This window comes from Actinomadura citrea, assembly GCF_013409045.1.
Lineage (GTDB): Bacteria > Actinomycetota > Actinomycetes > Streptosporangiales > Streptosporangiaceae > Spirillospora > Spirillospora citrea.
On the sequence record NZ_JACCBT010000001.1, the window covers coordinates 3,908,877 to 3,922,766 of the forward strand.

Below are 13,890 nucleotides of genomic sequence, written 5' to 3' on the forward strand. Positions count from 1 at the left end.
TCCGAAGATCAGCGTAACCCGGGCTGTTCCGGGCGCCCGGCGGCAGGGTCGTCCCTACCGGCGGCCGTGTCGCGGCCCACTCGTCCGGGGCCGCGACACGGTCGACCGGCCGCCGCTCCGGGCGCCGGGCCGAGGGCCGCGGCGCCCGCGGGAAGGGGCGGCGTTTCTCAGTGGGAGTACTCCGCACGGGTTCGCCATGCAGACTCGGGGGCGCACCGAAACTCATCGCCCGCGCCGGACCCGATCGCCCGTGCGCGTCAGCGCCGCGCGGCGTAGCGGCGGACGCCGCCCTCCTCGTGGGCGTCCAGGACGCCCCGGTCGGCGAGGACGTCCAGGTGCGCCTCGATCTCCAGCACGGCCAGCATCCGGCTGAACGCGTCCAGGTCGTCGAGGCTGCGCCTGCGGCGCGTCCACGGCATCGCGCCCGCCACCTCGAACGCCGTGCCGCGCCCGGCGCGGACCTGCGCGGCGGCGGCGTCCAGCCGCTCGGCGTGGTGCTCCAGCAGCTCGTCGATCCGGATGTGCACGCTCGGCCGCACGGGACCGTGCGCGGGCAGCAGCACGGTGTCCGGCATGTCGCGGACCAGCCGCAGCGACTCCAGGTAGCTGCGCAGCGGCTTGGGCTCAGGCTCGGTCTCCAGACCGATGGACGGCGAGATGTGCGGGAGGATGTGGTCGCCCGCGAACAGCAGCCCGGCCGCCGCGTCGCGCAGGACGATGTGGCCGCGGGTGTGCCCCGGTGTGGCGAACACGTCCAGGCCGCGTTCCGTGAGGGCGACGCGCTCCCCGTCGTCCAGCCACGCGTCCGGCATCGTGTGCGGCACGTCCTGCTCGGAACGCTCCACGGGCCGGCCCGCGATCTCGTCGGCCACCTCGTCCGCGCCGCACCGGCGCAGCAGTTCCACCTGCCGGGGGTGCAGCCCCCGGCGAACGTCGAACGCCTCGATCGACGGCCGCTCGCCCCGCCCGATCCGCACTCGCGTCCCGAACGAGTCGCGCAGCGCCAGGGCCTGCGAGTAGTGGTCCCAGTGGGCGTGGGTGACGAGGAACTGCGCCACGTCGTCCAGCCGGTGGCCGAGGGTGGCGAGCGCGCCTTCGAGCGAGGCCTTCGTGTCGGGCATGGCCCAGCCGGAGTCAACGACGACGAGGCCTTCGGCGTCCTCGATGACGTACACGTTGACGGCGTGCAGCGACGGGATCGGCAGCGCGAGGGGGACCCGGTGCACCCCCGGCGCCACCGGATGAGCGCCCGGCTCGGTCCAGTCAGTCGGCTGCTCCACGACCGGTGCCCCCACCGCGCCCCCTTGATTGTCGAATCACGTTCGGGACGAACCTACTTCATCCCGGACATCCCCTTTATCCCCGCCCCGCCCCGGTCGAGGGTCGACCAGGGTCGCGGGCGGCGGCGCGGCGGGCTTCGGCGGCGGCCTTGCGGGCCTCGCGCACGGCCTCCTCCGCGCGGGCGCGGTTCTGCTCGGCGCGGTCCGCTCTCCGGGACGCGGCGTCCCGCTCGGCGATCGCCCGTTCCAGTTCGTGCCGGAGCTGCCCCACCTTGGCGGACACTTCCTGCATCTCGCGTTGGGCCGCGTCGGCGCGCTCCTCGCGTTCGGCCAGTTTGTCCTCTGCCTGCTCGGCGCGCCTGCGCAGCGTCTCCGCCCGCTTGGCGCGGGCGGCGCTGGTGCGCGTGACGTTCGATCTCGCCGGCTCCGCCTTCCTCTCAGGCGGTTGCTCCTGCTCGGCGGGCTTCTCCTCGGCCTTCGGCCTCGCGCGTTCTTCCCGGTCCGCGGGCGCCGTCGCGAACCCGGCGGGGACGAAGCCGGAATGGCTGCGGGGCTGCGACAGCCGTCCTTCGCGGACCTCCTCGGCGACGCCGGCGTCCACCGTGGCGGCCTGGAGGGTGTCCTCCACCTCGCGGACGGCCTGCTCGCGCAGCGCGCCGCCCGCGTCCGCGGCGAGTTCGCCGGCGGTCCGCACGAGCGACCCGACGAGCCTGGCGCGGCGCTGCTCCAGGTCCCCGAGGCCGCGGCCCGAGCCCCAGGCCGCCCGCATCTCCTCCCCGGCGTCCAGCAGCCCGGCGAGGTCGTCCGCGGCCGAGCGCGCCAGGAGGTTCACCGCCCACGCCGAGAGCGTGGGGCGCCGCAGCGCCCCGATCCGCTTCGCGAGCGCGGCGTCGCCCGCCCTCCTGGCCTCCTGGGCCAGGCGCTTCCGGGTCTCCACGAAGTCGGCGGGCAGGACGCCGTACAGGTCGTCGGCCGCACTGGAGAAGTCCACGTCCGATCTCTACCCGCACCGGAAGCGCGTGCATCGGGGTGGACGGGGGTGGTCATGGCTGTCATACTCGTCCGCGAATACTCGTTCACGAGGAGGCCGAGATGGCCAAGCGGCGCAAAGTGAGCAACCTGTTGGGGCTCGCCGTGTTGTCGACCGTCTCCGCCAAGCCGATGCATCCGTACGAGATGGCGTCGCTGATGCGTGCCCGCGGCAAGGACCGCGACATGGACATCAAGTGGGGCTCGCTCTACACCGTGGTCGGCAACCTGGAGAAGCACGGGTTCCTGGCCGTCGAGGGAAGCGCCCGGGACGGGGCTCGGCCCGAGCGCACCGTCTACGGCATCACCGACGCGGGACGGGACGAGCTGGCCGACTGGGTCCGGGAGCTGGTCGGGGTGCCCGAGCGGGAGCGGCCGCGGTTCGAGGCGGGGCTCTCGGTCCTCGGCGCGCTCGGCCCCGACGAGGTGGCGGCGCTGCTGCGCGGCCGCCTCGACGCGATGGAGCGGGAGATCGCCGCCGACCGGGCCGCGCTGGAGGCCGAGACGGAGGTGCCGCGCCTCTTCCTGCTGGAGGCCGAGTACGACCTCGCCATGCGGCGCGCCGAGTTCGCATGGGTGCGCGGCCTCCTCGCCGAGATCGAGGACGGCACGCTGCCGCACCTCGACCTGTGGCGCTCCTTCCACGCGACCGGCGAGATGCCGCCCGAGATCGCCGAGCTGGCGGAGAGGGGAGCCCCGGAGGACTAGCGAGCGGAAGGCCCGGCGGCGGTGCTGCAACACCGCCCCCGGGCCGGGACCCACCACCGAGAACCCGCGCGAGGCGGGCCCTGGCGGCGTGACGCGACACCAGCCTATCCGGGGCCCTTCGTGCGGCACGTTTCCTGGCACGGAGGAGAACATGGCGCATGCCATCGAGGCCGAGGGCCTCGTGAAGAACTACCCCGGCGACGTCCGGGCCCTGGACGGCCTGTCGGTCACGATCGGCCGGGGCGAGATCCTCGGGCTGCTCGGCCCCAACGGGGCGGGCAAGTCCACCACCGTCAAGATCCTCACCACGCTGATCCGGCCGGACGCGGGCGCCGCGACCGTGGCCGGGCACGACGTGCTCCGCAGGCCCGACCGGGTCCGCCGCGTCATCGGCGTGGTGTCGCAGCGGTCCGGCGCCGACCCCGAGGCGAGCGGCCGCGACAACCTCGTCCTGCAAGGCCGCCTCTACGGGATGGGCGGGGCGCGGGTGCGGAGCCGGGCCGCCGAGCTGCTCGCCCGGTTCGGGCTGGAGGACGCGGCGGGCAGGCCGGTGAAGACCTACTCCGGCGGGATGCGGCGGCGGCTCGACGTCGCGCTCGGCCTCGTCCACCGGCCGCAGGTGCTGTTCCTGGACGAGCCCACCACCGGGCTCGACCCGGAGGCCCGCGCGTCGATGTGGGCCGAGATCGCGCGGCTGGCGGGCGACGACGCGCTCGCGATCCTGCTGACCACCCACTACCTGGAGGAGGCCGACCGGCTCGCGCGGCGGCTGGCGATCGTCGACCGGGGACGCGTCGTGGTGGAGGGCACCCCCGACTCCCTCAAGGGGGAACTGCGCGGCGACGCCGTCCACGTGGAATGGCGGGAGGCGCCGCCCGAGCCGCCGGTGCGGGAGGCGCTCGGCCGGCTGCCCGGCGTGCGCGAGATCGTCCTGGACGGGCCGCGCCTCAGCGCCCGCGCCGACGACGGCGCGTCGGCCGTGCCCGCCGTCCTCGCCGCCCTCGACCAGGCGGGCGTCCCCGCCTCGGCGGCGACCGTCGCGCGGCCGTCCCTGGACGATGTGTACCTGCGCTACGCCGGACGCCGGTTCGCGCGGGCCGACGCCCCCGACCACGCCGAGACCGCCGCCGCCGGAGGTGCCCGATGACCGCGCTCGCGACCGGGACCTGGTGGATGACCCACCGGCGGCTGACCGCGCTGCTGCGCAACCCCGCCGTCGTCGTCATGACGCTGGCGCAGCCGATGATCTGGCTGTTCCTGTTCGGCGAGCTGTTCAGGAAGGTGGTCGAGCTGCCGGGGTTCGGCGCGCAGTCCTACCTCGACTACATCGTCCCCGGCGTGGTCGTCATGAACGCGGTGTCGCTGAACTCCTTCGCCGGGATGGCGACCATGGACGAGATCGAGCGCGGCACCCTCGACCGGTTCCTCGTCACGCCGGTGCGGCGCGGCGCGATCGCGAACGCCGGCGTCGTGGAGCAGGCCCTCAGCACGGCGTTCCAGTCGATCGTGATCATCGCGCTGGGCCGGGCGGCGGGCGCGCACTACCCGGGCGGCCCCGCGGGCCCGGCGGTGCTGGTCGCCGCGGCGGTGCTGATCGGCGTCGTCCTCGCGGCGCTGTCCAACACGCTCGCGCTGCTCGTGCGCGCGACCGCAACACGATCATCGGCCTGAACGTGATGCTGCTGCTGCCGCTGACGTTCCTGTCGTCGGCGTTCATGGCCAAGGGCCTGATGCCGTCCTGGATGCGGCACGTGGCAGCCGGCAATCCGGTGAGCTGGGCCCTGGACGCGTCGCGCGGCGCGCTCGCCGATGATCCCGACTGGGGGACGGTCGCGACGCACGGGGGATGGCTCCTCGTGCTGACCGCGGCCGCGGTCGGGCTCGCGGTCCACTCGCTCCGGAGCTATCAGAATTCGCAGTGACCGGGGAGAGAGGCCCGAGGGGGTTCCGGTGGCCGGACGCACCGGAACCCCCTGCCCGGCCTAGCGGGTGTCGAGGAAGCGGTCCAGCACGCGGGTCCCGAAGGCGAGGCCGTCCAGCGGGACCCGCTCGTCCACGCCGTGGAACATCCCGAAGTAGTCGAGATCGGGGCCGAGCAGCAGCGGCGCGAAGCCGAAACTCGTGATGCCGATCCGGTGGAACGACTTCGCGTCGGTCCCGCCTGCCATCACGTACGGGACGGGACGCGCTAGCGGGTCCTCGGCCCGCAGTGCGCCCGCCAGCGCGGCGAACGTCGGGCCTGCCGGGTCGGCGGCGGGGGCCTCCTCGAAGTTGATGAACTCGCGGGTCACCTTCGGGCCGAGCAGCCGGTCGATCGTGGCGAGGAACTCCTCGCCCGTGCCGGGCAGATAGCGGCCGTCGACCTGCGCGGTCGCCGTGCCCGGCACGACGTTGACCTTGTAGCCGGCGTCGAGCCGGGTCGGGTTCGCCGAGTTGCGGATCGTCCCGGCGAACAGGTGCCCGGCGCGGCCGAGCCGGGCGGCCTCCGCGTCGAGGCGGTCGTGGTCGATGGACGTGCCGAGGGCGTCCGCGAGCCCGTCCAGCAGCGCCCGCACGCCCGGCGTCAGCCGGACCGGCCACGCGTGGGCGGCCAGCCGGGAGACCGCGTGCGCGATCTCGGCGACCGCGTTGTCGGGCGCCGGCTTGGACCCGTGCCCCGCGGTCCCGCGCGCCGTCAGCCGCATCCATGTCGTGCCGCGCTCGCCGGTCGCGATCGGGTAGATCCGCGCCCCGCCGGCCTCCACGCTGAACCCGCCGGACTCGCTGATCGCCTCCGTGCAGCCCTCGAAGAACCCGCGGTGCGCGCGCGCCACGTACCGGGAGCCGTAGTCGCCGGTGCACTCCTCGTCGGCCAGGAACGCCAGCACCAGGTCGCCTCGGGTGCGCCGTCCCTCGCGCAGCCGCGCCCGCACGGTCGCGAGCGTCATCGCGAGGCTGCCCTTCATGTCGACGGCGCCGCGCCCCCACACGCACCCGTCCCGCACCTCGCCGGAGAACGGCGGGACCGTCCAGTCCGCCGGGTCCGCGGGCACCACGTCCAGGTGCCCGTGGACCAGGAACGCCGGATGGGACGGGTCGGTGCCGGGGACGCGGGCGAGCACGCTCGCGCGGCCCGGCGCCGCCTCCACGACCGTCGCCTCGACGCCCACCTCGTCGAGCAGGCCGGCGACGTGCTCGGCGGCCGGACGCTCCGGCTCGGCCACCCCCTCGCCCCGGTTCACCGTGGCGAACCTGATGAGGTCGGCGCAGATCGCCGCCGCCTCCGCGCCGGCCCGTCCGCCGTCCGGCCCGTCCGCCGTCTCGTCCGGCGTTCCGCCGACCGTCTCCTGATCGAAGCGCACCACAGCCCCCTTGCTCCCCTTCCGCAACGAGGCTTCATTTTGCTCCCTCGCTGACCAGTGTCAACGAATGATCAAATACGTCTCGATCCGGTTTCGACTCCGTCAGCGCCGTACCCAACCTGCCACGCTGAGTACGACGCTGCGAGCGTTCCAGGGACGGCGGGCGGCCAAGCGCCCGTGCGCCGAACGACAGGGCCGAGGAGGAGCATGACCAGCCTGAGGGATGCCGGAAGGGGTCTCCGCTTGAACGCCGCGGGTCTCGCGGCGGTGGCGCTGGCCGCGTCGCTCGGCCTTTCGGCCTGCGGCGGGGACGACGCCAAGGCGAGCGACGGCACGTTCACCGTGGGCCACTCCGAGCCGGACCACCTGCTGCCCGCCAACACGACCGGCAGCTACGCCTTCGACGTGATCACCGAGCTGTTCGACAACCTGATGGACCTGACCAAGGACGGCAAGGCCGTCCCGCTGGCGGCCGAGTCGGTCACCTCCGACGACCAGAAGGTCTGGACGATCAAGGTCAGGGCCGGCCAGAAGTTCCACAACGGGGAGCCGGTGACGGCGCAGAGCTTCGCCGACGCGTGGAACAACGCCGCCTACGGGCCGAACGCGATGGGCGCCAACTCCTACTTCTCGTACATCAAGGGGTACGAGGACATGAATCCCGAGGACGAGAAGGCCGAACCGAAGGCCGACAAGCTCTCCGGGATCGAGGTCGTCGACCAGAACACACTCAAGGTCACGCTGAACGACCCGTTCAGCCAGTTCCCGCTGCTGCTGACCTACCCGGCGTACGCGCCGATGCCGAAGGCCGGGCTCAAGGACCCCAAGGCGTTCGACGACCACCCGATCGGCAACGGCCCGTACATGATGGACGGGAACTGGGAGCGCAACAAGCAGATCAAGCTCGTCGCGTTCCCCGGCTACACCGGGACGCGCAAGCCGAAGAACAAGGGCGTGACCTGGAAGAGCTACTCCAGCGCGGACACCTCCTACACCGACCTGCGGGCAGGCCGGATCGACGTCCTGCAGACCATCCCGTCCGCCAAGGTCCCCGAGGCCAAGCGGCTCCTCGGCGACCGGTTCCTGGCCCGCAAGATGAGCACGACCGACTACCTCGGCCTCCCGGTGTTCGACAAGCGGTTCGCCAACCCCGACCTGCGCAAGGCCATCTCCATGGCCATCGACCGCCAGGGCATCAACAAGGCGGTCTTCAACGGCGACTACTTCCCCGCCGACTCGCTGATCCCGTCGATCATTCCCGGCCACCGCGCCAACGCCTGCGGCGAGTTGTGCACCTACGACCCCGCCAAGGCCAGGCAGCTGTTCGACAAGGCCGGCGGGTTCTCCGGGACCCTGGAGCTGTACTTCTCCAACGCGCAGCCGACCTACGCCCAGTGGATGCGGATCGTCGCCAACTCCCTGCGCGACAACCTCGGCATCAAGGACATCCAGTTCCGGCAGGTCCCCGCCTCCGACTACTTCTCCCTGCTGGGCGACCGCAAGGAGAAGGGCCCGTACCGGCAGAACTGGGAGGCCGACTACCCGAGCCCGCAGAACTACCTGGAGAACATGTGGGGCTCGGCGGGCAACCGCATGGGCTGGGAGAGCAAGGAGTTCGACGACCTCATCGCCAAGGCCAACAAGACGTCGGACCAGCAGCAGGCCAACGCGCTCTACAACCAGGCCGAGGACGTCGCCGTCCGTGAGATGCCGATGATCCCGCTGTGGACGTGGGCGGGCGAGGGCGGGCGGTCGAAGCGGGTGGACAACGTCACGATCACCCCGTTCTCGACGGGCCTGATCGCCACCGAAGTGACGGTGAAGTAGCCGGCGATGTGGCGCTACGTCCTCCGGCGGCTCCTGCAGGCGATCCCCGTCTTCATCGGCACCACGCTGCTCATCTACGCGATGGTGTTCGCTCTGCCGGGCGATCCGATCCAGGCGCTCGCCGGGGACAAGCCGGTCCCCGACAACGTCCTGGAGACGCTCCGGGACCGGTACAACCTGAACGACCCTCTGCTGGTGCAGTACGCGAAGTACATGTGGGGCCTCCTCCAGGGCGACCTCGGCGAGAACTACACCGGCCAGAGCGTGTCGGAGATGCTCAGCGGGCGCTGGGTGGTGACGGCGCAGCTCGCCGTCACCGCCTGGGTCTTCGAGCTGGTCATCGGGATCCTGCTCGGCATCTGGGCGGGGCTGCGCCGCGGGAGGTTCGCCGACACCCTCGTCCTCAGCGGGACCACGCTGGTGATCGCGGTGCCGGTGTTCGTGCTCGGCTACACCGCGCAGCTCCTGTTCGGGCTGCACTGGCAGATCTTCCCCACGGCCGGGACGGACGACGGCTGGCCGATGTCCTACCTGCTCCCCGGGATGGTGCTCGGCTCCCTCGGCCTGTCGTACGTCGCGCGGCTGACCCGGACGAGCCTGTCGGAGAACCTGCGGGCCGACTACGTGCGGACGGCGAACGCCAAGGGGCTGTCGCGGACGCGGGTGGTCGGCCGGCACGCCCTGCGCAACTCGCTGATCCCGGTGGTGACCTATCTCGGCGTCGACTTCGGGAACATGATGGCCGGCGCGATCGTGACGGAGGGCATCTTCAACCTGCCGGGCATCGGGGAGCAGGTGTTCCAGTCGATCCAGCTGAAGGAGGGCCCGGTCGTGGTGGGCGCGGTCACCCTGCTGGTGCTGATCTTCCTGCTGGTCAACCTGGTCGTGGACCTGCTGTACGGGGTGCTCGACCCGCGGATCAGGTACGAGTGAGGAGCGCATGACCATCAAGCAGCCGGACGCGGGGCCGCCGGGCACTGAGCCGGAGCCGGCGCCCGGCCCCGGGGCCTCGGGGACGAGCGCCGCCGCGGTCGCCGTCGCCGGCGGGTCGATCGGCCGGGCCTCGCTGTGGGACGACGCGTGGCACGAACTGCGGCGCCGCTGGGTCTTCTGGGGGTCGGTGGCGGTCCTCGCGCTCGTGACGGTCATGGCCGTGGTGCCGCGGCTGTTCACCGCCAAGGGCGTCAACGAGGGCTGCGACCCCAACGACGCCAAGCTCGGGCCGTCCGGCGACCACTGGTTCGGCACCGACCTCGCGGGCTGCGACTACTACGCGCACGTCGTGCACGGCGCCCGCCCGACGCTGCTGATCGGCGTCTCCGTCACCGTGTTCGCGCTGCTGATCGCGTTGCTGTTCGGGCTGCTCGCCGGATACTACGGCGGGATCGTCGACGCGCTGATCGCGCGGCTGACCGACGTCTTCTTCGGGCTGCCGTTCGTGCTCGGCGCCACCGTGATCCTGGTCGCGTTCCCCTCGCACGGCGTGTGGGCGATGACGCTGGTGCTGGTCCTGCTCGGCTGGACGACGATGATCCGCATCATGCGGGGGCAGGTCATCTCCGTCCGGGACGCCGACTACGTGCAGGCGGCGCGGCTGCTCGGCGCGTCCGACCGGCGGATCATGATCCGGCACATCCTGCCGAACGCGATCGCCCCGGTGATCGTGGTGGCGACCCTCAACGTGGGGCACGTGATCGTGGGCGAGGCGACCCTGGACTTCCTCGGCGTCGGCCTGCAGTACCCGGAGATCTCCTGGGGGCTCCAGCTCAACCAGGCGAAGGACTCCTTCGTCGACCACCCGCACCTGCTGATCTTCCCCGCGGTGTTCCTGTCGGCGACGGTGCTGAGCTTCCTGATGCTCGGCGACGCCGTCCGCGACGCCCTCGACCCCAAGCTGCGGTGAGCCGAGACATGACCACGGACCTGAAGGACGACCCGGTACCCGCCCCGGAACCGGAGGCGCCGCTCCTGAGCGTCGAGGACCTGCACGTCCGGTTCCGCGTGCGGAACCAGGACGTGCACGCGGTGAACGGGCTGTCGTACACGCTCGCCGAGGGCGAGACGCTCGCGATCCTCGGCGAGTCGGGATCGGGCAAGAGCGTCGCGGCGCAGGCCGTGATGGGCATCCTGGACGTCCCGCCCGCCCGCGTCGAGCGCGGGTCGGTGCGGCTGCGCGGCGAGGAACTGCTCGGCCTGTCCGAGCGGCGGCGCCGCGCCTACCGCGGCGACCGCATCTCGATGATCTTCCAGGACGCGCTGTCCGCGCTGAACCCGGTCTTCACGGTCGGCGACCAGCTCCGCGAGATGTTCCGGGTGCACCGGGGGCTCGGCCGCCGGGAGGCCACGGCGAGGACCGTCGAGCTGATGGAGCGGGTGCGGATCCCCTCCGCCGCCAAGCGGCTGGGCGACTACCCGCACCAGTTCTCCGGCGGCATGCGGCAGCGCATCATGATCGCGATGGCGCTGGCGCTGGAGCCGGACGTGCTGATCGCCGACGAGCCGACCACCGCGCTCGACGTCACCGTGCAGGCGCAGATCATGCGGCTGCTGGCGGGGCTGCAGGACGAGCTGCGCATGGGCATGGTGCTGATCACCCACGACCTCGGCGTCGTCGCCGGCGTCGCCGACCGGATCGTGGTCATGTACGCGGGGTCGGTCGCCGAGCAGGCGCCCGCCCGGGAGCTGTACGCGCGGCCCGCCCACCCCTACACCCGGGGCCTGCTGGCCTCGGTGCCGCGGCTCGACCGGCGGGGCGGCCCGCTCGTCCCGATCAAGGGGGCGCCGCCGAACCCGGCCGCGCTCCCGCCGGGCTGCCCGTTCCAGCCGCGCTGCCCCCGTGCCGAGGCCCTCTGCGCGGCGGAGCGGCCGCCGCTGGTCACCGTCGCCCCCGGGCACGAGGCCGCCTGCCACTTCGCCGAGGAGGTGCACCGTGCCGGAGCCGAGTGAGGACCCGATCCTGCGGGTGGAGGGGCTCGTCAAGCACTACCCCGTGACCCGCGGCGTCGTGGTCAAGCGCGCGGTCGGGCAGATCAAGGCCGTGGACGGGGTGGACCTGGAGCTGCGGCGCGGCGAGACCCTCGGGGTGGTCGGCGAGTCGGGGTGCGGGAAGTCGACGCTGGCCAAGCTGCTGCTCGCCGCCGAGCGTCCCACCGCCGGGACGGTCCGCTTCGACGGCCGCGACATCTTCGCGCTGCCGAAGCCGGAGCTGCGGGCGCTGCGCCGCCGCGTGCAGATGGTGATGCAGGATCCCTACTCCTCGCTCAACCCGCGTATGACGGTCGGCGACATCGTGGGGGAGCCGTTCGCCGTCCATCCCGAGGTCGCGCCGAAGGGCGAGCGGCGCGGGCGCGTGCAGGAGCTGCTGGAGCTCGTCGGCCTCGACCCCGCGCACGTCAACCGCTACCCGCACCAGTTCTCCGGCGGGCAGCGCCAGCGCGTCGGCATCGCCCGCGCGCTGGCGCTGCGGCCCGACGTCATCGTGTGCGACGAGCCGGTGTCGGCGCTGGACGTGTCCGTCCAGGCGCAGGTGATGAACCTGCTCGCCGAGCTGCAGCGCGAGCTCGGCCTGGCGTACGTGTTCATCGCGCACGACCTGGCCGCCGTCCGCCACATCTCCGACCGGATCGCCGTGATGTACCTGGGCAAGGTCGTCGAGACCGGCGACGAGGCCCAGATCTACGAGCACCCCACCCACCCGTACACGCAGGCGCTGCTGTCGGCCGTCCCGGTGCCCGATCCCGACGCGCCCGGCTGGGCGGAGCAGATCCGGCTGGAGGGCGAGCCGCCGTCGCCGCTGGACCCGCCGTCCGGCTGCCGGTTCCGGACCCGCTGCTGGAAGGCGCGCGACATCTGCGCGGAGCAGGTGCCCGCCCTGGAGGAGCGGGACGGCTCCGCCCACCCGAGCGCCTGCCACTTCGCGGCGGAGGCCGCCCTGACGGACCTGACGGAGCAGACCTGAGGCGTCGCGGGCGTCGCTGGTCGCGATCCGTAGGGTGGGAGCCATGGCACGCAAGGGCAGGCACGGCCCCCGTCCGCGAACCTTCGAGATCGCCGGCGGGGAGGCCGAGCTGCTCCGCGACGCCGACCGCGACGGCGGCTGGATGCTGCTCGTCGACGGCGTCCCCCAGTCGTACGTGGACCTGTCCGACCCCACCTACCTGGACTTCGAGTACATGCGCCTGATGGGCGACGTGGTCGACTCGCTCGGCCTGGCCGGGGAGGCGTTCGACGCCGTGCACGTCGGCGGCGCCGGGTGCACGCTGCCCCGCTACATCGCCGCGACCCGGCCGGGCTCGCGGCAGGTCGTCCTGGAACCGGACGCGGAGCTGGTGCAGGTCGTCCGGGAGCAGCTGCCGGTCAAGGGCGTCTCCGGCCTGCGGATCCGGATCACCGACGGGCGCTCGGGGATCGCGGCGCTGGCGGACGAGGCCGACGACCTGGTCGTGATGGACGCCTTCGCCGGGGCGTCGATGCCGCCGGAGCTCGCGACCCGCGAGTTCGTCCTGGACGCCGCGCGGGTGCTGCGGCCCGGAGGGGTCTACCTGGCCAACGTCGCCGACGGCTTCCGGCTGCCGTTCGCCCGCAGGGTGACCGCGACGGTCCGGTCGGTGTTCCGGCACACGCTGGTGATGGGCGATCCGGGCGTGCTGCGGGGCCGCCGCTTCGGGAACCTGATCGTGGCCGCGTCCCGGGAACCGCTCCCCGCGGCCGAGCTGACGCGCCGCGCCGCGGGCGGCGCCGCGCGCGCCCGCCTGCTGGAGGGGGGCGACCTCGCGGCGTTCTGCGCCGGCGCCGCGTCGCTGCGCGACGGCGAGGAGATCGCCGCGCCCGTCCCGCCGCCGCAGGTGTTCGGGAGGTCCTGACCGAGGGGGCCCGGCCCTCCGCATCCGACGACGAACGACAAGGAGTTCCCATGATTCTCGTGACCGGGGCGAGCGGCACGCTCGGCAGGCCCGTCACCCGCCTGCTGGCCGAGGCCGGCGCGGACGTGCGCGCGCTCAGCCGCCGCGCCAGGGAACCGGAGTCAGGGGTGACCTGGTGCAAGGGCGACCTGGTCACCGGCGAAGGGGTCGAGGACGCCCTCGCCGGCGTCGAGACGATCGTGCACTGCGCCAGTGACGCGTTCCACGCCAAGCGGGACCTGCAGGCCGCGCGGACGCTGATCGAGGCCGCGCGCCGGCAGGGCGCGCCGCACCTGCTCTATATCTCGATCGTCGGCGTCGACAAGATCCCTTACAGATATTACAAGATCAAGTACGCGGTGGAGCGGGCGATCGAGGATTCCGGCCTGCCGTACACGATCTTGCGGGCCACTCAGTTCCACACCCTGCCGGACGCGGTCTTCGCGGCGCTCACCAAAGTCCCCGGCCTGATGCTGCTGCCGAGAGGGCTGCGCGACCAGCCCATCGAGGTCGGCGAGGTCGCCGGGCGGCTCGCCGAACTGGCCCTGGCCGCCGGGCCCGCGCGGCGGGTCGACGACCTGGGCGGCCCGGAGGTGCTCACGGTCGAGGAGATGATGCGGGACTACCTGAAGGCGCGCGGGTTGCGGCGTCCCGTCCGGGTGCCGGTGCCGCTTCCCGGACGCGCCGCGCGGGCCTTCCGCGAAGGCCATCACCTGGCGCCGGACCACGCCGTGGGGAACCGGACCTGGCGTCAGTTCCTGGCCGAGACCCATACGCATCGGTAAGGGACGGATTCCCCGCCCG

14 protein-coding genes are annotated in these 13,890 nt (G+C 72.9%); 11 read left to right on the forward strand and 3 right to left on the reverse strand.

Annotated features, from left to right (window positions below; all coding sequences use genetic code 11):
- Positions 1-257 precede the first annotated feature (257 nt).
- Together BJ999_RS18405 and BJ999_RS18410 are read right to left on the reverse strand one after the other, a co-directional pair.
- Positions 258-1,280: an MBL fold metallo-hydrolase gene (locus BJ999_RS18405; RefSeq protein ID WP_229810402.1), complete on the reverse strand. Its 1,023-nt coding sequence runs from the start codon at positions 1,278-1,280 to the stop codon at positions 258-260.
- Between the two features lie 76 nt (positions 1,281-1,356).
- Complete coding sequence (locus tag BJ999_RS18410; protein ID WP_179834435.1) at positions 1,357-2,271, reverse strand: hypothetical protein; 915 nt, start codon at positions 2,269-2,271, stop codon at positions 1,357-1,359.
- A 101-nt stretch (positions 2,272-2,372) separates the two neighbouring features.
- On the opposite strand from BJ999_RS18410, the gene BJ999_RS18415 reads away from it, so the two are divergent.
- The 4 genes from BJ999_RS18415 to BJ999_RS43035 all read left to right on the forward strand — a co-directional run bounded on the left by BJ999_RS18415 (position 2,373) and on the right by BJ999_RS43035 (position 4,939).
- Positions 2,373-3,017: a PadR family transcriptional regulator gene (locus BJ999_RS18415; protein WP_179834436.1), complete on the forward strand. Its 645-nt coding sequence runs from the start codon at positions 2,373-2,375 to the stop codon at positions 3,015-3,017.
- 151 nt (positions 3,018-3,168) lie between these two features.
- Positions 3,169-4,164 (forward strand): ATP-binding cassette domain-containing protein, encoded by a 996-nt coding sequence (locus tag BJ999_RS18420; RefSeq protein ID WP_179834437.1) that lies wholly within the window; start codon positions 3,169-3,171, stop codon positions 4,162-4,164.
- On the forward strand, positions 4,161-4,688 hold the full coding sequence (locus tag BJ999_RS43030) for an ABC transporter permease (protein WP_218935120.1): 528 nt from the start codon (positions 4,161-4,163) through the stop codon (positions 4,686-4,688). The genes BJ999_RS18420 and BJ999_RS43030 overlap by 4 nt, the downstream gene beginning before the upstream one ends.
- A 5-nt stretch (positions 4,689-4,693) precedes the next feature.
- Positions 4,694-4,939 (forward strand): ABC transporter permease, encoded by a 246-nt coding sequence (locus BJ999_RS43035; protein WP_218935909.1) that lies wholly within the window; start codon positions 4,694-4,696, stop codon positions 4,937-4,939.
- 60 nt (positions 4,940-4,999) lie between these two features.
- On the opposite strand, the gene BJ999_RS18430 is transcribed toward BJ999_RS43035, so the two are convergent.
- Complete coding sequence (locus BJ999_RS18430; RefSeq protein ID WP_179834438.1) at positions 5,000-6,358, reverse strand: M20/M25/M40 family metallo-hydrolase; 1,359 nt, start codon at positions 6,356-6,358, stop codon at positions 5,000-5,002.
- Positions 6,359-6,601: 243 nt separating this feature from the next.
- On the opposite strand from BJ999_RS18430, the gene BJ999_RS18435 reads away from it, so the two are divergent.
- The 7 genes from BJ999_RS18435 to BJ999_RS18465 are packed head-to-tail and all read left to right on the forward strand — an operon-like array spanning position 6,602 to position 13,871.
- The gene (locus BJ999_RS18435; protein ID WP_179834439.1) at positions 6,602-8,185 is read left to right on the forward strand and encodes a peptide ABC transporter substrate-binding protein; all 1,584 of its coding nucleotides are present in this window, start codon (positions 6,602-6,604) and stop codon (positions 8,183-8,185) included.
- A 6-nt stretch (positions 8,186-8,191) separates the two neighbouring features.
- The gene (locus tag BJ999_RS18440) at positions 8,192-9,118 is read left to right on the forward strand and encodes an ABC transporter permease (protein WP_179834440.1); all 927 of its coding nucleotides are present in this window, start codon (positions 8,192-8,194) and stop codon (positions 9,116-9,118) included.
- A 7-nt stretch (positions 9,119-9,125) separates the two neighbouring features.
- Complete coding sequence (locus BJ999_RS18445; protein WP_179834441.1) at positions 9,126-10,088, forward strand: ABC transporter permease; 963 nt, start codon at positions 9,126-9,128, stop codon at positions 10,086-10,088.
- A gap of 8 nt (positions 10,089-10,096) precedes the next feature.
- Complete coding sequence (locus BJ999_RS18450) at positions 10,097-11,131, forward strand: ABC transporter ATP-binding protein (RefSeq protein ID WP_179834442.1); 1,035 nt, start codon at positions 10,097-10,099, stop codon at positions 11,129-11,131.
- Positions 11,115-12,143 (forward strand): ABC transporter ATP-binding protein, encoded by a 1,029-nt coding sequence (locus BJ999_RS18455; protein WP_179834443.1) that lies wholly within the window; start codon positions 11,115-11,117, stop codon positions 12,141-12,143. The genes BJ999_RS18450 and BJ999_RS18455 overlap by 17 nt, the downstream gene beginning before the upstream one ends.
- A gap of 43 nt (positions 12,144-12,186) precedes the next feature.
- A complete protein-coding gene (locus BJ999_RS18460; protein ID WP_179834444.1) occupies positions 12,187-13,047 on the forward strand; it encodes a spermidine synthase in 861 nt (286 codons plus the stop codon).
- A 50-nt stretch (positions 13,048-13,097) separates the two neighbouring features.
- Positions 13,098-13,871 carry an SDR family oxidoreductase gene (locus BJ999_RS18465; RefSeq protein WP_179834445.1) on the forward strand — a complete coding sequence of 258 codons (774 nt, stop codon included), beginning with the start codon at positions 13,098-13,100 and terminating at the stop codon, positions 13,869-13,871.
- The last annotated feature ends 19 nt before the right edge of the window (positions 13,872-13,890 follow it).

What these genes read in the sequence shown, in the direction of transcription:
- BJ999_RS18415 (WP_179834436.1), top strand. Translation starts at nt 2,373, where the DNA reads ATGGCCAAGCGGCGCAAAGTGAGCAACCTGTTGGGGCTCGCCGTGTTG.
- BJ999_RS18420 (WP_179834437.1), top strand. Translation starts at nt 3,169, where the DNA reads ATGGCGCATGCCATCGAGGCCGAGGGCCTCGTGAAGAACTACCCCGGC.
- BJ999_RS43030 (WP_218935120.1), top strand. Translation starts at nt 4,161, where the DNA reads ATGACCGCGCTCGCGACCGGGACCTGGTGGATGACCCACCGGCGGCTG.
- BJ999_RS43035 (WP_218935909.1), top strand. Translation starts at nt 4,694, where the DNA reads ATGCTGCTGCTGCCGCTGACGTTCCTGTCGTCGGCGTTCATGGCCAAG.
- BJ999_RS18440 (WP_179834440.1), top strand. Translation starts at nt 8,192, where the DNA reads ATGTGGCGCTACGTCCTCCGGCGGCTCCTGCAGGCGATCCCCGTCTTC.
- BJ999_RS18445 (WP_179834441.1), top strand. Translation starts at nt 9,126, where the DNA reads ATGACCATCAAGCAGCCGGACGCGGGGCCGCCGGGCACTGAGCCGGAG.
- BJ999_RS18450 (WP_179834442.1), top strand. Translation starts at nt 10,097, where the DNA reads ATGACCACGGACCTGAAGGACGACCCGGTACCCGCCCCGGAACCGGAG.
- BJ999_RS18460 (WP_179834444.1), top strand. Translation starts at nt 12,187, where the DNA reads ATGGCACGCAAGGGCAGGCACGGCCCCCGTCCGCGAACCTTCGAGATC.
- BJ999_RS18465 (WP_179834445.1), top strand. Translation starts at nt 13,098, where the DNA reads ATGATTCTCGTGACCGGGGCGAGCGGCACGCTCGGCAGGCCCGTCACC.